Raw genomic sequence first — 17,423 nt, 5'->3', positions numbered from 1 at the left:
AGCCTACCGGACACCGTCGGGCACGGGCTCCGCGCCCACCAGGCCGCGGGCGACCAGCTCCAGCACCACCACGATCGCCACCGACTCCACCGCCAGCAGCGCGACCAGCACGAACAGCTGCACCGCCCCCGCCTGCACGGGGGTGGCACCGCCGAGCAGCATGCCGACGAAGGCCCCGGGCAGCGTGACCAGGCCCACCGTCCGGGTCTGGTCGAGCGCGGGGACGAGTGAGGTGGCGGCGGCGGTGCGGCAGATCTCCAGCCGGGCGTCGCGCTCCTCGAAGCCCAGCGCGAGCGCCGCCTCCACCTCACCGTGGCGCTGCCGCAGTTCGTCCAGGGCACGGCGGCCGGCCAGCGAGGTGGCGGTGAGCGCGCCGCCGATCAGGATGCCGGCGACCGGGATGACCGAGAGGCCCTTGAGCGGCAGCAGCCCGACGCCGAGCAGCAGGGCGAGCACCGGCAGCACCCCGGCGCCGATCGGCGCGGCCGCCCTGGTCCACTCCGGACCGGGGGTGATCCGCCGGCCGGCCGTCCGGACCGCGACCGTGAACATCAGCAGCACGAAGAGCGCCGACCACCAGAGCGAGCCGACCACCCAGGTGATCACCAGCGCGACGGCCGCCAACTGCACGACCGCGCGCAGCCCGGCCCGGAGCACCGCGTGCCCGTGGCCCAGCAGGCCCCACCCGGCCACCGCCACGGCGGCGGCCAGCAGGACGGCGGTGACCACCCCGAGCACCGGGGTGACCGGCAGCAGCTGGCCGCCGCCCGCGGCCGCGAGCGGCACCGGCGTCAGATCCAGCTGGTGAACCACATCCGGTCCTGCCAGGACGTCATCGGGATCACCTCCGCCGTGTAGAGCGGGTAGAAGAAGGCGAAGCAGCCGACGACGGCCAGCACGATCAGCCCGGCCCCCGCGGCTCCGTAGCGGCGCCGTTCGGGCGTGCAGCCCTCCGGCCCGAGCATCGCGCCGAGCATCTGGGCGACGGCCAGGCAGAGGAACGGCACCAGCACGACCATGTAGAAGGAGAAGACCGTCCGCTCCTGGTACTGGAACCACGGCAGGTAGACCCCGGCGACGCCGCAGAGCACGGCGCCGGAGCGCCAGTCCCGGCGGAAGAACCAGCGCCAGAGCAGGTAGACCAGGGCGAAGCAGGCCGCCCACCAGAGCAGCGGGGTGCCGAGGCCGAGGATCTGCGCCGCGCAGCCGCCGGACGCGGTGCAGCCGTGCTGCCCGTTCGGCACCTGTTCCCAGTACATGGAGACCGGGCGGCCCTGGACCAGCCAGCTGAAGGGGTTGGACTGGTAGGTGTGCGGGGTGCTCAGCCCGGTGTTGAAGTCGTACATCTGCGAGTGGTAGTGCCAGAGGCTGCGCAGCGGCGCGGGCACCCAGGTCATCGGGACCTGCGGCAGCGGGACGCCGAGGAAGCTGTCCGGGGAGAGGCCGGCCCGGTTGTCGGCCCAGTGCCGGTCGTACCCGCCGCCGGTCCTGCCGCCGGCGACGAGCCAGCCGGTCCAGGCACCCACGTACACCACCAGGGCCGAGCCGACCACGGCGAGGAAGGCGGGAACGGCGTCGCGGCGCAGCATCGAGCGCCAGGGGCGGCGGGCGCCGGCCCAGCGCCGGCCGGACTGGTCCCAGAGCACGGTGAGCAGGCCGAAGGCGGCGAGGATCATGGAGCCGTTCCACTTGACCGCGCAGGCGGCGCCGAGGCACACGCCGGCGGCGATCCGCCAGGGGCGCCAGCCGAGGCGGACGGTGTCGCCGCCGTAGGCGTCGCGGACGGCGGCCAGCCGGGCCCGGGTGTGGTCGCGGTCGATCAGCAGGCTGCCGAAGGCGGCGAGGACGAAGAACATCTGGACGCCGTCGAGCAGGCCGACCCGGCTCATCACCAGCTGGAGGCCGTCGACGGACATCAGCAGAGCGGCGGTGCAGCCGATCAGGGTGGACCCGAAGAGCCGGCGGCCGATCCGGGCCAGCATCAGCACGGTGACGGTGCCCAGCAGGGCGGTCATGAACCGCCAGCCGAACGGGTGCAGCCCGAAGGCCGCCTCGCCCAGCGAGATCACCCACTTGCCGAGCGGCGGGTGGGCGATGAACTCGGGCGAGGAGGTGAGCGGGACGTGCTGCGGCACGGCCAGGATGTCGGCGTTGGCGCTGTCCGGCCAGGTGCCCTCGTAGCCCTGCTTGAGCAGTGACCAGGCGTCCTTGGGGTAGTACGTCTCGTCGAAGACGAAGGCGTTGGGGTAGCCGAGGTTCCAGAACCGGAGGAGTCCGGCGAAGAGCGCCACGCCGATAGGCCCGAGCCAGCCGGACCGGTCGGCCGCCCAGCGCAGCAGCCCCCGCGGCGCCGGTGCCGGGGCCGCGGGGGCTGGTGGTGCGGGTGGGTGCGTGAGCGCCGCTTGCGTCATAGCCTCGCCGATTCGCCTGTCTCGCCTGTGCCGGCCGGGGCCGGGCGGTCAACAGCAACTGACACTATGTGCCGGTGGTCGCGAATCCAAGCGCGACGGGCGCCGTCCAGGTGACCCGGACGGCGCAGTCGCACCGCTGCTCAGCGCGGTCACGCCGCGGTCTGCAGCTCCCGGACGGGCAGGGTGGTGCGGACCACGACCGGGGCCGCGTTGTCCTGGGCCGCGGTGAGGTACGGCCGCAGCTTCAGCGCCAGGACGACGATCAGCAGGGTGGAGCCGGCCATCGCCGCCAGGTAGAGCGGCCAGGTGCCGGAGCCGACCAGCAGCACGCCGACGGCCGGGCCGACCGCGATCGCGATCTGCTTCACCAGGGCGTACCCGGAGTTGTAGGTGCCGAGCAGCCGGGCCGGGGCGAGATCGGCGACGATCGGGCCCATGGTGGGGGCGAGCAGCGACTCGCCGACCCCGAACAGGGCGTAGATCGAGACGATCGCGACCGTGGCGGCCATGGTCTCGGTCCGGATCAGGCCGGCGACCAGGGCCATCGCCCAGGCGCCCAGCCAGACCACGCCGGCCGCGGCCATCGCCGTGGTGCGCCGGCGGCGCGCGGTGATCCGCACCACGAACATCTGGAGCAGCACGATGGTCAGCGCGTTGGCGCCGATGGCGATGCCCAGGGTGGAGGGCGCGGTGCCGACGGTGTCGGTGGCGAAGGCCGCGACGCCGGACTCGAACTGGCCGTAGCAGGTGAAGAAGATCAGCCCGGCGAGCACGCAGAGCCGCAGCATCGCCTTGTCGGCGACCAGCGCGCGCAGGCCCTGCGGGCCGCCCTTCCGGTCCTGGACGAGGACGGGTGCGGCGTTCGGGATCCTCGCCGTGCCGGTGACCAGGGCGAGGCCCAGGAAGGTCGCCGCCTCGATGGTGAACAGCCTGGTCAGGCTGGCCGGGTCGGCGACGTCGACGATCTGGCCGCCGACCAGCGCGCCGATGCCCATGCCCAGGTTGACCAGGGTGAACTGCAGCGCGAAGGCGTGCGAGCGGGTCGCGGCGGTCGAGCAGCGGACGATCATCGTGGCCAGCGCCGGCTGGCAGGTGGTGACACCCGCGCCGAAGAGGAAGGAGGAGACCAGCAGGGCCGGGGTGCCGGTGGCGTGGCCGAAGGCGAACGCACCGGTGGCGGCGAGCGCGGCGCCGGCCAGCAGCACCGGGCGCGGGCCGTACCGGTCGATGCCGCGGCCGGTGAACGGGAGAACGGCGAGCGCGGCCAGCGCGAAGACGGTGAACACCATCCCGGCGGCCAGCGAGCCCAGCCCCCGCACCTGGTCTACGTACACGAACATGTACGGCATCGTGAACCCGCTGCCGAACGCACTGAGCGCGTTGCCGATCTGGACGCGGCGCAGCGGGCTGCCCGCCCCGCGCGTCTGCTGCCTCTGCTGCTTCACCGTGCCGGTCACCGTGCACACCCCTTCATGAGGTCCCTGCCGGCCCACGAGCCGGCTTTCACTGGATACTCTTAAGTCCGTAAGATTTAAGAGCTAAAGTCTGACGTCATAAAGTCTTAGCACCAGAAGAGTGAGGAGTCAAAGGCTTAAGGGGTGCACCCCGCGTGCGACACTGTTCCGCATGACTGCAGAGAAGCCCGCGCCGGTCACCGCCCGCGAGCTGGGCATCGCCGAGCAGGTGGCCGTCTACCAGCGGGAATTCCCCGACGTGGACCCCCAGGTGGAGACCATCGTGCAGACCCTCTCCCGGGTCGCCCGGCGGATGAGCGTCGCCTACGACCGGCAGCTGACTGTGCTCGGAATCACCTCCGCCGAGTGGGAGGTGCTCAAGGCCCTGGTGGTCGCCGGGAGCCCCTACCGGCTGGGCCCGGGCGAGCTGGCCAAGCGGCTCGGACTCACCCCCGCTGCGATGACCCACCGGATCGACCGGATGGTCGCCGAGGACCTCGTCACCCGGGAGCGCGACGAGACCAACCGGGTCCGGGTGATCATCGAGCTGACCGACAACGGCCGCGACAAGTGGCTGGAGTCGATGCGGATGGCCGCCGTCTTCGAGGAGGTGCTGCTCCAGGACCTCGTCGGCGAGGAGCGCATCGTGCTCTCCGGCATGCTCGCGCGGATGCTGCGGCGGATCGAGGAGACCCAGCCCGACGCCCTCGGGCGCACCGACGACCTGGCCTGAGCACCGGGCCGCCGCCCCGGACGGACGGACCAGGGCGGCACGGATCAGGGCCGGACGGATCGGTCCGGCCCGGATCAGGGCCGCGCGGAGCCCGGGCGAGTCAGGCCGGCCCGGGCACCGGACGGCACGAAGTCCGGCCCGCCGGGGGCTCCCCCGGCGGGCCGGACCGTTCCTGGTGGTGCGAGGGTCCGTCAGGCCCTCATGCGCTCAGTCGCTCGGGCGGTTCAGCAGGGGCCGTTGTCGGTCCAGACGCCCCACTGACCGGTGGTGGTGGGGTCCTCGCCCTTGGTCCACCACTTGTTGGTGTAGTAGTGGCCCTTCCAGGAGACCTTGGTCGGGTTGGCGTAGGTGGCGGCCGAGTCCCAGGCCGGGGCGGCGGAGCAGCCGGCCGGGGTGGTCGGGATGGCGGTCGCCGTCGGGGTCGCGGTGGCGGTCGGGGTGGCCGTGGCCGTCGCGGTGGCGGTCGGCGTGGGGGTCGGGGTCGCGGTCGGGGTGGGCGTCGGCGCGGCCGGGCAGCCGGCGGCGGAGCCGTTGGTGGCCTCGACCATCTTGTCGAACAGCGCGGTCTTGGTGCCCAGGTCGTACAGCGAGAAGGCGAAGGAGCCGCCGAGGCCGTTGCAGTGGGCGTAGTCGACCTTGGCCTGGATCGACCGGGCGTCCTCACCCGACCAGAAGGTGGAGCCGTCGTAGAAGTACGTGGTCTTCGCCGTGTCGTCCCAGAAGGTCTTGGCCGGGTTGTCGACGAAGCCCGCGAGCTCCTTGTACATCTGGATGCCGGGCACGCTGCCGGACATCGAGGCGCCGGCGGCCGGGCCCGTGGCGGGCTGGAAGAGGCCGTTCTTGCCGTTGTTCTGGACGCCGGTCCAGCCGCGGTAGTAGAACGGGACGCCCACGTTGATCTTCTTCGCGGGGAAGCCGCCCGGGATGCCGTAGTCGGCGTCGCCGGCGGTGTACGCCTTGATCGCGGCGTCGACCGAGTACTTGCCGTGGCCCGGCGCGGCCGGGGTCATCGGGTCGTCCGGGCCGGAGTAGAGCGGGGCCTGGTGGTTGGTCGGGCCCTTGGCGTCCCACGCACCGTGCATGTCGTAGGTCATGATGTCCAGGAACGTCAGGTACTGGCCGATCTTGTCGGTCTCGACGTTGCGGATCTTGTCCTGGCCGGCGCCGACCGCCGCCGCGGTGGCGTAGGTCTTGCCGTCGGCCCTGCCCTGGGCGTCGAGCTGCTCGCGCAGCTCCTTCAGCAGCAGGGTGAAGTTCTGCTTGTCGTTCGGGCTGGAGAGGTTGCCGGTGTGGCCGCCGCCGCCCGGGTACTCCCAGTCGATGTCGATGCCGTCGAAGACGCCGGCCGCCGCACCCTGGCCGCCGTAGCCGGCGTCGACCGGCAGGTTGCCCTTGATGAACATGTCGATGCAGGACGAGACCAGGTGCTTGCGCGAGGCGTCCGTGGCGGCCGCCGCCGAGAAGTACTTGGAGTAGGTCCAGCCGCCCAGCGAGATCAGGATCTTGAGGTTGGGGTTCTTCGCCTTCAGCTTCTTCAGCTGGTTGAAGTTGCCCGCGATCGGCTGGCCCCAGACGTCACCGACGCCGTCGACCGAGATGTCCGGCCCGAAGCTCTTCTGGTAGTCCGCGAAGGCGTCGCCCGCGCCGTCACCGGCGTTCGCGTTGTTGTCGTCCTGGTTGGCGGCCTTGGTGGCCTCGAAACAGCCCAGGTCGGTCGGGTTGATGTTGGCGAACGAGTAGATCAGGTAGTCCAGCTTCCCGGCCACGCCGGTGTCCTGGATCGTCTTGGGGTAGTACGCGTTCGCGTAGATCGACCACTGGTCGAAGTAGGCGACCTTGATGCCGCCGCTGGTGGCCGGCGCGCCGGTGGAGTTGGTGACGGCCGCGTTGGCCGGGGCACCGCCGGAGAGGGCGAGGCCCGCGCCGAGCAGCAGGGAGGCGGTCGTCCCGGCCGCGACGGCGGCCAGGCTCTTCGGGCGCCGGCGGCGGCCGCCCTCCTGGGCCGGGGTCCCGGCCCTTTCGATACGTGAACGGAGCATGGGTGCGTGACTCCTGGTTGTGGGGGATTCCGCCGCCCCGGCGGGTCCGTACGGGGTGGGGCCGCACGACCAGGGCATGACAGAACGAGGGAAGGGAATCGAGCGGGAACATGCCTTGACGGACACCGGGATATGCCGAACCGGCGCCCGCGGCCAAGACCGCTGACGCCGGTTCAGGGGCTCCCTGCACCTGGGAATAAAATGGACTAGACCAAATCCCCCGTCAAGGGGTGATGTTGAGCCTTGAGCCGCCCTTAAGGTTGGCCGATTTCCTCGCCACCCCCGCTGACCTGCGGGTCAGTAACGGACGGCATTCGCCACTTCGGCCTTGACCGTGCCGGTCAGATCCCGGTTGCTGTGCGCGGTGGCCTGGGCGCTCTGCCCGGGGGCGACGTCCGGAACGGTCACCGCCGTCGCGTCCAGCACGTTGCCGGAGCCGTCGGTGAAGTTGACCTGGATCACGTAGCGGCCCGACTGCTGCCCGTGGTTGGTGACGGTGAGCGGCACCGCGGCCTTGCCGTCCGAGCCGATCGTGACCGCTCCGGCGGCGACGTCGCCCTTGGCGTCCAGCCCGCCCTTGATGCCCGCGACCGCCGAGGAGGCCGCCGCCTCCGCCGACGCCGCCGCCGACGCGACGGCCGAGGAGATCCCGCCCGCGGCCGAGGCGGCCGCCGAAGCCGCCGCCGAGGCCGCGGCGGAGGCGGCCGCGGAGAGCCCGGACTCCACCGCGCCCGCGACCGAGGAGACGGCGCTGCTGGCCTTGCCGTTCGAGGAGCAGCCGGCCAGCGCCGTCGCGCCGAGCACGACCGCGGCCAGCGCGCCGGCCAGCGCGCGGCGGGGGCGGTGGACGACGGGGGCGTCCGGGTCCTGCGCGGTCGGCCTGAAGGGGGCCGCCGTCCGGCGCCCGGGCCGCTGCTCCGGCCCGCGCTCGGACCGGCGCTCAGGCCGGTTCTCAGGCCGGCACTCGGGCCGGCACTCGGGCCGGCGCTCGGGCCGGTGGTCCGGCTGACGATCCATCGGGGTCCTCGATTCTGCCCGGCGCCGGGGTGCCCGGCACACCTCCCGCCCACCCTCCGAGGCCGTGGTCGCGGCCGCCAGCGGGGCTGGTGCGTCCGGGTGAGCGCGGCCGCGGGCCGCCGCACCCGGGTGACGGCACGGTGTACGGGAAGTCGGCCGGTCCGACTTCCCGTGCACCGGTTCCCCCGGAACAGGCGGTCTCAGGACAGGCCGTCTCAGGACAGGCCCGAGCCCTCCTGCTCCTCGGCCTCGACCGCGGCCCGCTCCTCGCTCAGCCGGACCGCGTGCCGGCGGCGGGCCACCACGCCGTACGCCGAGGCCGCGCTGGCCACGAAGGCGAGCATCCCCACCCACGGGCGGTCGAAGGCGTGTCCGGTCAGGTGGTCCAGCGAGTACCGGCCCGGCCCGGCCAGGCCCAGCGCCAGGCCGGTCGCGCCGAGGAAGGCCGGGTACTCGTAGCCCCCCGCGGTGACGAAGAAGCCGGCCGGCGCGTGCACCGCGACCGCGCCCGCCATGGTTCCGGCCACCACCGCGCCGGCCACCGGCGTGGCCAGGCCGGCCACCAGCAGGGCGCCGCCGCCGGCCTCGCCGAGGCCCGCCGCGATGGCGCTCTGCCGACCCGGATGGAAGCCCATGTGCTCCATCGCCTGGGCGGTGCCCTCCAGGCCGCCGCCACCGAACCAGCCGAACAGCTTCTGGGTGCCGTGCGCGATCAGCACCCCGCCGACGGCGCCGCGCAGGGCCAGCAGGCCCAGGTCCTTACGGTTCAGACACATGTCGCATCCTCGTTCCAGCGCAGGGTGGTCCCGCTTCCATAGCAGCCGAAAGGGCGGGCCTGCTCGACCTGGGACCGCCATCCGGGGGAATATCGAGGAGGTGGGGAATACGGGGCGAGCAGGAGTGGAGGGCGGATGACCGTCACCCGGCCGGAGCGGCCCACGTACGTACTGGACGGCCGCGGGATCACCGACCGCGCCGCCTTCTACACGGCCCTCGGTGCCGCCCTGAACGGTCCCGGCGGCTACTACGGCTCCAACCTCGACGCGCTGGCCGACTGCCTGCACGGCGGGTTCGGCCCCGCTCCCCCGTTCACCCTGCTCTGGAAGGACGCCGACACCGCCCGCCGGCACCTGACCGGCACGGTCTTCCTCGGCGAGCGGCAGGTCGGCTACTTCGACGCGATCCTCGTCACCCTGCGCACCGAGGGCGTGGCGGTCGAACTGCGATGATCATCCCGGTCATGCTTGGCCCATGTTCGTCTTCAACCTGAGCGGCGCCTTCATCGCCTTCTTCGCCGTCGTCGGCCCACCGAAGGTCCTGCTGTCGTTCGCCCGGCTGGCGGCCACCCGCAGCACCGCGGAGCTGCGGCAGCTGGCGGCCTGGTCCACGCTGATCTCCGCCGTCATCGCGGTGGTGCTCGCCTACACGGCCGACGCCGTCACGTCGCTGTTCCACATCAGCGACCAGTCGCTGCAGCTGGCCGGCGGGACGATCTTCTTCGTCTACGCCGTCGCGCTGGTCCTCGGCATCCACCTGGGCGTCGGCCCCGACGAGGCCGACGAGCACCTGCCGAACCCGATGGTGGACGGCATCCGCGAGCTGCTGCTGCCGTACATCGCCAGCCCGCTGGCGGTCACCGCGGTGCTGGTGGCCTCCCTCAGCAAGGACGACTGGGGCTGGCGGACCACCATCGTCGGGGCCTACCTCGCGGTCGTGGTGATCAACTACTTCTGCGTGGCGGCGCTGGCCCCGCTGATGCGGCGCACCCACCGGACCTCGCTGGAGGTGCTCTCCCGGCTGCTCGGCCTGCTGCTGGCGGCGGTCGGTGTGGAGCTGTTCCTGAACGGCCTGGCGGGCCTGGGCGTACACCTGCCGGACGGGCACTGAGCCCGGCCGGCAGGGGGCGCTCCGGGTCAGCCGGCCGCCAGCCGGGCCAGCACCTCGCCGATCCGGTCCCGGACCAGCGGGTCGGCGGCCAGACCGTCCGGGCCCACGGCCGCGCGGTCCAACGGGATCCGCACGCAGGCCTCCTCCAGCACGGCCGCGCCGGTGTAGCCGAGCACGGTGCGCAGCGTCGCCTCGGCACCCTCACCGCGGCCGGGGGCGGCGGCGTTGATCCAGGCGGACGGCTTGTCCGAGATCTCGGTGCCGCCGACCGTCCAGTCCAGCAGGTTCTTGAAGGCTCCGGGCAGCGTGCCCGCGTACTCCGGGGTGCAGATCAGCAGGGCATCGGCGGCCTCGATGGCGGCCCGCAGCTCGGTGACCGGCCCGGGCAGCGGGTCGGTGTCGTCGTCGGGGTTGAAGTGCGGCAGCGCGGCCAGGCCGGTGTAGTAGGTGGCGGTGACGCCCTCGGTGGTCTGCGCGACCGCGGCGGCGGTGCGCAGCACCGTCTCGTTGGTGGAGCCGGCGCGCAGGCTGCCGGAGAGCAGCAGGATGTGACGGTCGTCGTTCGGCATGGCGAGGAACCTACCGCTCCGGCGGGCCTGCCGCTGCGCCGGGTCTGACGTTCCGTCGGATCCGGGGTTCCGTCCGGTCCGGGGTTCCGCCCGGCCGGCGGGCCGGCTCAGGGGACGACCACCGGGCGCCAGGGCACCGGGCTGGAGAGGATCATCGAACTGGACGGCTGCCCGTACGCGCCGAGCCGGTCGGTCAGCGCCTCGAAGTCGGCCATCGTGGGCACCGCGACCAGCAGCACGCAGCAGGCCCCGCCGGTCACCCGGTGCAGCTGGAGCACCTCGGGCCAGCGGGCCACCTCGGGGTCGCGCAGCACGCAGCGCGGACCGTAGCACTGGAGCTGCACGAGCGCGGTGATCGGCAGCCCGGCCCGGACGGGGTCGACGTGGGCATGGTAGCCGCTGATCACCCCGTCCGCCTCCAGCCGGCGCACCCGTTCGGCCACGGCGGGTGCGGAGAGGCTCACCCGGCGGGAGAGTTCGTTGTACGAGAGCCGGGCGTCCTCCTGCAGTTCGGCCAACAGGCGGCGGTCGACGGCGTCCACGGCGGCTCCCGGAAGGTGGTGGTGGCGGGCATCGGACGGTGGGCGGCGGGCCCGGGAGGGCGGGCCCGCGGACGGCCGGATTCCGCCGTTTCGCGATCGTAAAGCAGATTGGCGGAAAGACCTGTCGAATGACAGGTCAGGAGGCCGTTGCGATGCCCGGAGCCCCTTCAAGAGCCGGTGGTGGCCGCCGCACAATGGGGCCCCCGCAACGGTGCGGGTCTTCAGGAGGGATCGGGATGGGGCACGACGCGGTGGAGAAACCCAACCTGTCGTTCGGTCGGGGCGGCGAACCGGGTCACGGCACCCCGTACGCCCGGTACGTGCGGCTGGCCGAGCTGCACAGCCTGCAGAACCCGCGCAGCAAGGTGCCGGCCGAGCTGTCGTTCATCGTCACCACCCAGGTGATGGAGCTGCTCTTCGGCCTGCTGCGGCACGAGTGGACGCTCGCCCAGCAGGCGCTGCGCGAGGACGACCTGCCGGCGGCGCTGGCGGCGCTGCGCCGCGGCACCCACGTCCAGGACGTGCTGGTGGAGTCCTGGGACCTGCTGGCGACCATGACGCCGCAGGAGTTCAACGCCTTCCGCTCGGTGTTCGGCGAGGCCTCGGGCTTCCAGTCCTCGGCCTTCCTGCACCTGGAGTTCCTGCTCGGCAACAAGAACGCGGCCCTGCTGCGGATGTACGACGAGGTGCCGCAGACGCAGGCCGAACTGCGGGAGGCCCTGCGCTCCCCCGGCCTGTACGACGACGCGCTGGCGCTGCTCGCCCGGCGCGGGCTGGCCGTGCCGCACGAGCCGTCCGAGCAGCGGCACCACGCCGACCCGGCGGTGGAGGCGGCCTGGCGGCGGGTCTACACCGACCCCGACCACACGGCGCTGCAGCCGCTCGCCGAGGCGCTGCTGGACGTCGCCGAGCGGGTGACCCGCTGGCGCCAGCGGCACCTGGCGTCGGTCAGGCGTGCGATGGGGGCCAAGCCCGGCTCGGGCGGCTCCAGCGGTCTGACCTGGCTGCGCAAGGCCGCCGAGCAGGACGTCTTCCCGGAGCTGTGGACCGTCCGGGACGAGCTGTGAACGAGCGGTCCGCCACCGAGGGACAGGACGGGAACGTGGGCGAGAGGACGGGCATGATCACGCGCGAGGAGTGCGAGGCGCTGGACGCCGCCGACCCGCTGGCGGCGTTCCGCAAGGAGTTCGCGCTGCCGGAGGGGGTCGTCTACCTGGACGGGAACTCGCTCGGCGCGCTGCCGGCCCGCACCCCCGGGCGGGTGCGGCAGGTGGTCGAGGAGGAGTGGGGCCGGGAGCTGATCCGCAGCTGGAACGAGGCCGGCTGGTTCGAACAGCCCTACCGGCTGGGCCGCCGGATCGCCCCGCTGATCGGGGCCGGGCCGGCGGAGGTGGTCGTCTGCGACACCACCTCGGTCAACCTGTTCAAGGTGCTGACGGCCGCGCTGCGGCTGCGCCCCGGCCGTCGCACGGTGCTCGGCGACGGCGCGGCGTTCCCGACCGACCTCTACATCGCCGAGGGCGTGACCGGGCTGTTCGAGGGCGCGCGCAGCGTCCTGGTCGCGCCGGAGGAGCTGGACCGGCACCTCGACGGGGACGTCGCGGTCGTCGTCCTCTCACACGTCGACTACCGCACCGGCGAACTGCTGGACATGCCCGGGATCACCGCCCGGGTGCAGGCCGCGGGCGCGCTGATGATCTGGGACGTCTGCCACTCGGCGGGCGCGCTCCCGGTCGCACTCGGCGCGAGCGGCGCCGACTTCGCCGTCGGCTGCACCTACAAGTACCTGAACGGCGGCCCCGGTTCACCGGCCTTCCTGTACGTGGCCGAGCGCCACCTCGCGGCCGGGCCGGAGCAGCCGCTGAGCGGCTGGTTCGGGCACGCCCGCCCGTTCGCCTTCGAGCCCGGGTACGACCCGAAGGCGGGCATCGGCCGCTTCCTGACCAGCTCGCCCTCGCTGCTCGGCCAGGCGGCGCTGGAGTCCTCGCTGGACGTCTGGGAGCGGGCCGACCTGGTCGCGGTGCGGGCGAAGAGCCTGGCGCTGACCGATCTGTTCATCGCCCTGACGGAGGGCCTGGACGGGATCGAGGTGGCCACCCCGCGCGAGCACGCCCGGCGCGGCAGCCAGGTCGCACTGCGGCACGCCGACGGCTACCCGGTGGTGCAGGCGCTCATCGCGCGCGGGGTGATCGGGGACTTCCGCGCCCCGGACCTCATGCGGTTCGGCTTCACCCCGCTCTACCTGTCGTACACCGAGGTCTGGGACGCGGCGCAGCAGCTGGCCGAGGTCCTGGAGAGCGGCGAGTGGCGGGAGGAACGCTTCTCCCGGCGCGGCGAGGTGACCTGACCGACGTCCGCCCCTCCCGCCTTGCCGTTGATCATGCCCAGCATTGAAGTCGTCGGCATGGCAAGGACGTCGGCGGGCCACGAGACCCGCGAGAAGCTGTTGCGGGCCGCGGAGGAACTCTTCGCCACCCGGGGCGTGGAAACGGCTCTGACCAGGGGAATCACCCGGCTCGCCGGGCAGAGCAACCCGTCCGCCGTGCAGTACCACTTCGGCTCCCGCGAAAGCCTGCTCGACGCGATCATGGCCGGCCGCCAGGAACGCACCGAGCAGGCCCTCGCGCCGCGTCTGCCCGGACTCGGCACCGCCCCGCCGGCCGGACTGCCCGGCGCCCTGGTCGGGGCCGGGCTGCCACTTCGCCGTGGGCCCGCCGCCTCGCCGCCGGGCCGCCACCTCGTCGCCCGGCCCCGGCTTCGCCCGTCCCCGTTCGCCCGGCCCCCGCTTCGCCGCCGAGCCCGCACCCGGTGGCGGTTCGACGGCAACCCCGCCGGGCAGGTACTCCTATGACCGATCATCAGATCATAGGAGTAGCGTATGAACCTGGCATCCGGGCCACTGAGCCCCGAGCCCACCCAGCTTCTCGTCGGCCTGGCCTGCTTCTTCGTGATGACCTGGCTGCTGGGCCGCAAGGTGCTGCCGCGGATCGAGCAGGTGCAGGCCGAGCGGCGGGACGCGACCGAGGGCAGGCTGGAGCGAGCGGAGGAGATCCGCACCGAGGCGGAACGGACGTACGCGGCGTACCGGCAGGAGCTGGCGACGGCCCGGCACCAGGCCGCGCTGATACGGCAGGAGGCCGCCGAGCAGGGTGCGGCAATCATCGCGGCGGCCCGCGAGGAGGGCATCCGGGAGCGCGACCGGCTGGTCGCCGAGGCGGACGCGCAGATCGCCGTCGACCAGGCGCTTGCGGCCGTCATGCTCCGCCAGGACGTCGGCGAGCTGGCCGTCGAGCTGGCGGGACGGGTGGTCGGCGAGTCCGTGTCCGCCGTCGCCGCCGGGCGCGGCACGGTGGACCGCTTCTTCGACGAACGCTGAACCAGGCCGCCGGACGGCCCCGCCCGTCAGGCGGTCGAGAACTCGACCCGGCGGCGGGGCCGTCCGGCACCGCCGTCACGACGAGGTCAGCTCCGCGACCAGCCGCCGGTAGACGTCGAAGGCCGGCTTGCGGGTGTAGTCGTCCCGGAGCAGGCCGAACCGGTCGAAGGCCCCGGCACCCGCGCTGTCCGCGTCCCGCAGGCTGAAGAACGCATAGCCCTCGATGGCGAGTTCGGAGGCGAGGCCGGCGACCGTCCGAACCACCTCCGCCACCACCTCGGCCTGCCGCCGCTCGGTCCGGTCCGGGCCGGTGGGCCAGCCGTGCTCGCAGATCCGCAGCGGCACGGACGGGCCGATGCCGGCCTTGGCGACCGAGCCGTGCCGGAAGTCCGTGAGCACCGCGGCGACCAGCTCCGCCAGCCGCTCCGGCGGCAACGGCCGGAAGACGTCGGGGAAGAAGTCCAGGCCGACGTAGTCGAGCGCACGGTGGAAGCGCTCGTCGGCGAGGGCGCCGAGCTCCGTCCAGAAGGTGTCCGCGGGATCGAGGTTCAGCGCCGCGTTGAAACCGACCCTGAGGTCGCGACCGCAGGCGAGCGCCTCCTCCTTGGCCGCGATCACGCCCTGCACCAGCGCCTGGCGGACGTTGGGGACGCTGCCGTCGAGCACGGGCAGAGCGACGTTGGGCTCCTCGCAGATCTGCAGGAGGGCGATCCGGTGGCCCTCGGTCCGGACGGTGTGCCGGACGAAGTCCAGCCAGCCGTCCAGTCGGCCGTCCGGCTCCCGGAACTGGAGGACGAGGTCGAGGCGGCGGCCCTCGACCGCGTAGCGCTCCGGCTCGGCCGGGGTGGCCCGCCCCTCGGGGTGTTGGCGGTAGGCGCGCACCAGGAAGGCGGGCGCCACGCCCTGGAGTTCGCGCAGGGCGGCGGTGATCAGGGCGGGATCGTCGGGGTGGACGGGTTCGATCAGGCCGGTTTCGTCGCCGATCAGGCCGCCGGGGTAGATGCCGAAGGTGAAGGTCATGCCGCCACCGTAGCCGATATTTTTGGTGTCACTGCAAATTTAGCGTGACACTATGATTCGGGCATGGGACTTCGCGAACGCAAGAAGCAGCAGACCCGGGCCCTGCTGGCCGACACGGCGATGGGCCTGTTCGTCGAGCGCGGGTTCGACCGGGTCACCGTGGTCGAGGTGGCCCGGGCGGCCGGGGTCTCCGCCAACACGGTCTTCAACTACTTCCCGACCAAGGAGGACCTCTTCTTCGACCGGCAGGAGGAGGTGACCGCCCACCTGGCCACCGTGGTGCGGCAGCGGCCGGCGGGCACGTCCGCCGTCGACGCCGTCCGGGCCGACCTGCTGGCCGGGCTGGCGGCGGGCGAGCCGACGTACGGGCTCAGCGCCGAGGCCGCGGTGTTCTGGCGGGTGGTCACGGAGAGCCCGGCACTGCGGGCCCGGCTGCTGGAACTGGGCGAACGCTCCGAGGCGGCACTCGCGGCGGCACTGGCCGAGGAGTCGGGGGCCGGGCCGGACGACCCCCTGCCGCGGGTGCTCGCGGGCGCCGTCGCGGGGGCGCACCGGGCGGTACTGGCGGAGATCCGGCGCGGAATCGTGGCCGGCGAGCCGGCCGAGAGCGTCCGGATCCGGGCCGAGGCGGCGGCCGGGGCGGCCTTCGGCCTGCTGCGGACCGGCCTGGCGGACTACCCCGCGCGGTGAGGACCCCGCCGCACCCGGCACCCGGGCACTGCGGAACCCCGGCGCCCCGGCAGAACGCGGCAGGCCGCCCGGGCGGGTGACCGGGCGGCCTGACGGCGTCCTGCGGGCGCAGCGGGGGACAGCCGGATGTCGGCGGCCAGCTGTGGCGTCCGCGACGGCGGGCGGCCAGGACGCCGAGACCGCCGAGGCCCAGCAGGCCGACGCCGGCCAGGCCGAGGACGACCGGGCCGTTGCCCGCACCGGTCGACGGCAGCTCAGCGCCGCCGCTGGGCGACGTGCTGCCGGTCGGCCGGTGACTGGTCGGCCAGTGACCGGTCGGGTGCGTGGTCGGGCTGGTCGGCGCCGGCGAGGTCGGGCCTGTCGGGTGCGACGTCGGCGAGGTCGGGCGAGGGCTGGTCGGATGCGGCGAAGTCGGGTGAGGACTCGTCGGGTGAGGACTCGTCGGATGCGAGCTGGTCGGATGCGTGGTCGGGCTGGTCGGCGACGGGGCCGTCGGAGAGGGCGACGTCGGAGAGGGGCTCGGGGACGTCGGGGACGGACTCGGCGTCACGTCGCAGTCCGGGAGGTTCCCGTCGAACGGGCAGCTGTGGATCTCGTATCCGCCGGTGCCGGTCTGGATCAGGTTGCCCGCCAGGTAGACCCGCCCGTTGAAACCGGCCTGGGCGATGGTGGTGGTGCCGCCCGCGTTGCCCGCCATGACCGAGCCCTGGAACTGCGCACTGCCGAGGATCCGCGCGCTGGTGGAGGTGGGGGAAGTTCCACATCAGCTTGGAGCGCATCCCGGTGGCCTGGTCGCCGGGCAGGCCGGTACCGGTGTAGGTGTTGATGATCGCGTCGTCCGGCAGGACGTTGACGACCACGGTGGCACCGGACGGGATGTTGGCGAAGACCAAGCCGATCTGCCGGCCGGCCGAGCCCAGGTTCCGGGTGACGTTGAAGACCTGCTTCATGCTGGTGCCGTCACCGGTGAAGGTCGCCTCGCCGGCGGTCACCGCGACCGTGCCGGTGGCGGTCGCCTTGCCGACGCAGGCGGAGATCCGCTCGATCCGGGCGAGCACCGACTGGTAGGGCGCGGCGGCGTCCGGATCCTTGATCGCCCGGCCGGTCGGGTCGATGTTGACGGTGCCGGAGAGCACGCCCGCGTACCGCAGGTTCCCGAAGGCCTGGCCCTTGGAGTCGCTGCCGCCGATCAGGATCCGGTTGCTGGTCTTCACGTCCACGTTGCCGCCGACGGTGACGAAGTCGCTCCCGTCGGGCGGCACGACGCGCGAACCGACGCCCACCACACCCATGTTGAAGGCGCCGCCGCCCTGGCTCTTGTCGACGGTGAGATTGCCGAGCGTGACGATCTTGCCCTCGGCCTCGGCGGCCCGGCCGTTCACGGTGCAGTCGCCGCCGGTGAAGATGTTGGTCGAGGCGTCCCGGCCCGCGAAGTCGCCGTTGTGCGGCGGCGACGGCCAGGTGGCCGGACAGTCGGGCCCGGTGCAGGCCCCCAGCGGCGGCGCCAGCGGCGCGGCCGAACCGACCGTCAGCACGGCGGCCAACGGCAGCGCCGCGACGACGGTGGCCACCGCCACCCGGAGGGCCCGGCGTCGGCGGACCTCCGGTGTCCTCGTCATGACGGTTGTTCTGTGATCCGGCATACCGGTGCCCTGACCCATCGACACATTCCTCCGCGCAGAGAA

General features: G+C 73.1%; 17 protein-coding genes and 1 pseudogene. 8 read left to right on the top strand and 10 right to left on the bottom strand.

Translation table 11 applies throughout. From position 1 onward, the window contains the following. Positions 1-3: 3 nt before the first annotated feature. The 3 genes from C2142_RS27025 to C2142_RS27015 form a co-directional block, all read right to left on the bottom strand. Positions 4-813: an ABC transporter permease gene (locus C2142_RS27025; protein ID WP_241002801.1), complete on the bottom strand. Its 810-nt coding sequence runs from the start codon at positions 811-813 to the stop codon at positions 4-6. Continuing rightward, positions 792-2,411, bottom strand: coding sequence for a phospholipid carrier-dependent glycosyltransferase (locus C2142_RS27020; protein WP_148645351.1), 1,620 nt, complete (start codon positions 2,409-2,411; stop codon positions 792-794). Before C2142_RS27020 ends, C2142_RS27025 begins: the two co-directional genes overlap by 22 nt. A 149-nt stretch (positions 2,412-2,560) precedes the next feature. Continuing rightward, positions 2,561-3,856 (bottom strand): MFS transporter, encoded by a 1,296-nt coding sequence (locus tag C2142_RS27015; protein WP_148645939.1) that lies wholly within the window; start codon positions 3,854-3,856, stop codon positions 2,561-2,563. Positions 3,857-4,037: 181 nt separating this feature from the next. Here C2142_RS27015 and C2142_RS27010 point away from each other — a divergent pair, with 181 nt between their 5' ends. After that, entirely contained in the window at positions 4,038-4,598 is a 561-nt protein-coding gene (locus C2142_RS27010; RefSeq protein WP_148645350.1) for a MarR family transcriptional regulator, read from the top strand. A gap of 224 nt (positions 4,599-4,822) precedes the next feature. Here C2142_RS27010 and C2142_RS27005 read toward each other — a convergent pair whose 3' ends face one another. The 3 genes from C2142_RS27005 to C2142_RS26995 form a co-directional block, all read right to left on the bottom strand. Then, on the bottom strand, positions 4,823-6,637 hold the full coding sequence (locus C2142_RS27005) for a glycosyl hydrolase family 18 protein (protein ID WP_148645349.1): 1,815 nt from the start codon (positions 6,635-6,637) through the stop codon (positions 4,823-4,825). Between the two features lie 297 nt (positions 6,638-6,934). Beyond that, positions 6,935-7,654 carry an FxLYD domain-containing protein gene (locus tag C2142_RS27000; RefSeq protein ID WP_148645348.1) on the bottom strand — a complete coding sequence of 240 codons (720 nt, stop codon included), beginning with the start codon at positions 7,652-7,654 and terminating at the stop codon, positions 6,935-6,937. Positions 7,655-7,869: 215 nt separating this feature from the next. Continuing rightward, positions 7,870-8,430 (bottom strand): DoxX family protein, encoded by a 561-nt coding sequence (locus tag C2142_RS26995; RefSeq protein WP_148645347.1) that lies wholly within the window; start codon positions 8,428-8,430, stop codon positions 7,870-7,872. Between the two features lie 135 nt (positions 8,431-8,565). On the opposite strand from C2142_RS26995, the gene C2142_RS26990 reads away from it, so the two are divergent. Further along, entirely contained in the window at positions 8,566-8,883 is a 318-nt protein-coding gene (locus tag C2142_RS26990) for a barstar family protein (protein WP_148645346.1), read from the top strand. 22 nt (positions 8,884-8,905) lie between these two features. Beyond that, a complete protein-coding gene (locus C2142_RS26985) occupies positions 8,906-9,541 on the top strand; it encodes a MarC family protein (protein WP_148645345.1) in 636 nt (211 codons plus the stop codon). A gap of 26 nt (positions 9,542-9,567) precedes the next feature. On the opposite strand, the gene C2142_RS26980 is transcribed toward C2142_RS26985, so the two are convergent. Continuing rightward, complete coding sequence (locus C2142_RS26980; protein ID WP_148645344.1) at positions 9,568-10,110, bottom strand: NADPH-dependent FMN reductase; 543 nt, start codon at positions 10,108-10,110, stop codon at positions 9,568-9,570. Positions 10,111-10,217: 107 nt separating this feature from the next. Further along, positions 10,218-10,652, bottom strand: coding sequence for an Lrp/AsnC family transcriptional regulator (locus tag C2142_RS26975; protein ID WP_148645343.1), 435 nt, complete (start codon positions 10,650-10,652; stop codon positions 10,218-10,220). Positions 10,653-10,888: 236 nt separating this feature from the next. Here C2142_RS26975 and C2142_RS26970 point away from each other — a divergent pair, with 236 nt between their 5' ends. From C2142_RS26970 to C2142_RS26955, 4 genes and pseudogenes are all read left to right on the top strand, one after another. After that, complete coding sequence (locus C2142_RS26970; RefSeq protein ID WP_148645342.1) at positions 10,889-11,719, top strand: tryptophan 2,3-dioxygenase family protein; 831 nt, start codon at positions 10,889-10,891, stop codon at positions 11,717-11,719. Positions 11,720-11,772: 53 nt separating this feature from the next. After that, positions 11,773-12,999: a kynureninase gene (gene kynU, locus C2142_RS26965; protein WP_148645938.1), complete on the top strand. Its 1,227-nt coding sequence runs from the start codon at positions 11,773-11,775 to the stop codon at positions 12,997-12,999. A gap of 57 nt (positions 13,000-13,056) precedes the next feature. Next, positions 13,057-13,278: pseudogene (locus C2142_RS40435) on the top strand (TetR family transcriptional regulator); the annotation flags it as partial. A gap of 252 nt (positions 13,279-13,530) precedes the next feature. Continuing rightward, a complete protein-coding gene (locus C2142_RS26955) occupies positions 13,531-14,028 on the top strand; it encodes a F0F1 ATP synthase subunit B (RefSeq protein WP_148645341.1) in 498 nt (165 codons plus the stop codon). Between the two features lie 75 nt (positions 14,029-14,103). Here C2142_RS26955 and C2142_RS26950 read toward each other — a convergent pair whose 3' ends face one another. After that, positions 14,104-15,048, bottom strand: coding sequence for a hypothetical protein (locus C2142_RS26950; protein ID WP_148645340.1), 945 nt, complete (start codon positions 15,046-15,048; stop codon positions 14,104-14,106). A 63-nt stretch (positions 15,049-15,111) separates the two neighbouring features. Here C2142_RS26950 and C2142_RS26945 point away from each other — a divergent pair, with 63 nt between their 5' ends. Next, positions 15,112-15,738, top strand: coding sequence for a TetR/AcrR family transcriptional regulator (locus C2142_RS26945; RefSeq protein WP_148645339.1), 627 nt, complete (start codon positions 15,112-15,114; stop codon positions 15,736-15,738). Positions 15,739-15,992: 254 nt separating this feature from the next. On the opposite strand, the gene C2142_RS26940 is transcribed toward C2142_RS26945, so the two are convergent. Beyond that, positions 15,993-17,357, bottom strand: a complete 1,365-nt coding sequence (locus C2142_RS26940) for a choice-of-anchor A family protein (protein ID WP_148645338.1) — start codon at positions 17,355-17,357, stop codon at positions 15,993-15,995. Between the last annotated feature and the right edge of the window lie 66 nt (positions 17,358-17,423).

Source organism: Streptomyces sp. CB01881, from assembly GCF_002953255.1.
Classification (GTDB): domain Bacteria; phylum Actinomycetota; class Actinomycetes; order Streptomycetales; family Streptomycetaceae; genus Kitasatospora.
This window is presented reverse-complemented; position numbering and strand designations above follow the sequence as displayed.

What these genes read in the sequence shown, in the direction of transcription:
- C2142_RS27020 (WP_148645351.1), bottom strand. Translation starts at nt 2,411, where the DNA reads ATGACGCAAGCGGCGCTCACGCACCCACCCGCACCACCAGCCCCCGCG.
- C2142_RS27010 (WP_148645350.1), top strand. Translation starts at nt 4,038, where the DNA reads ATGACTGCAGAGAAGCCCGCGCCGGTCACCGCCCGCGAGCTGGGCATC.
- C2142_RS27005 (WP_148645349.1), bottom strand. Translation starts at nt 6,637, where the DNA reads ATGCTCCGTTCACGTATCGAAAGGGCCGGGACCCCGGCCCAGGAGGGC.
- C2142_RS27000 (WP_148645348.1), bottom strand. Translation starts at nt 7,654, where the DNA reads ATGGATCGTCAGCCGGACCACCGGCCCGAGCGCCGGCCCGAGTGCCGG.
- C2142_RS26995 (WP_148645347.1), bottom strand. Translation starts at nt 8,430, where the DNA reads ATGTGTCTGAACCGTAAGGACCTGGGCCTGCTGGCCCTGCGCGGCGCC.
- C2142_RS26990 (WP_148645346.1), top strand. Translation starts at nt 8,566, where the DNA reads ATGACCGTCACCCGGCCGGAGCGGCCCACGTACGTACTGGACGGCCGC.
- C2142_RS26985 (WP_148645345.1), top strand. Translation starts at nt 8,906, where the DNA reads ATGTTCGTCTTCAACCTGAGCGGCGCCTTCATCGCCTTCTTCGCCGTC.
- C2142_RS26980 (WP_148645344.1), bottom strand. Translation starts at nt 10,110, where the DNA reads ATGCCGAACGACGACCGTCACATCCTGCTGCTCTCCGGCAGCCTGCGC.
- C2142_RS26970 (WP_148645342.1), top strand. Translation starts at nt 10,889, where the DNA reads ATGGGGCACGACGCGGTGGAGAAACCCAACCTGTCGTTCGGTCGGGGC.
- kynU (WP_148645938.1), top strand. Translation starts at nt 11,773, where the DNA reads ATGATCACGCGCGAGGAGTGCGAGGCGCTGGACGCCGCCGACCCGCTG.
- C2142_RS26955 (WP_148645341.1), top strand. Translation starts at nt 13,531, where the DNA reads ATGAACCTGGCATCCGGGCCACTGAGCCCCGAGCCCACCCAGCTTCTC.
- C2142_RS26950 (WP_148645340.1), bottom strand. Translation starts at nt 15,048, where the DNA reads ATGACCTTCACCTTCGGCATCTACCCCGGCGGCCTGATCGGCGACGAA.
- C2142_RS26945 (WP_148645339.1), top strand. Translation starts at nt 15,112, where the DNA reads ATGGGACTTCGCGAACGCAAGAAGCAGCAGACCCGGGCCCTGCTGGCC.
- C2142_RS26940 (WP_148645338.1), bottom strand. Translation starts at nt 17,357, where the DNA reads ATGACGAGGACACCGGAGGTCCGCCGACGCCGGGCCCTCCGGGTGGCG.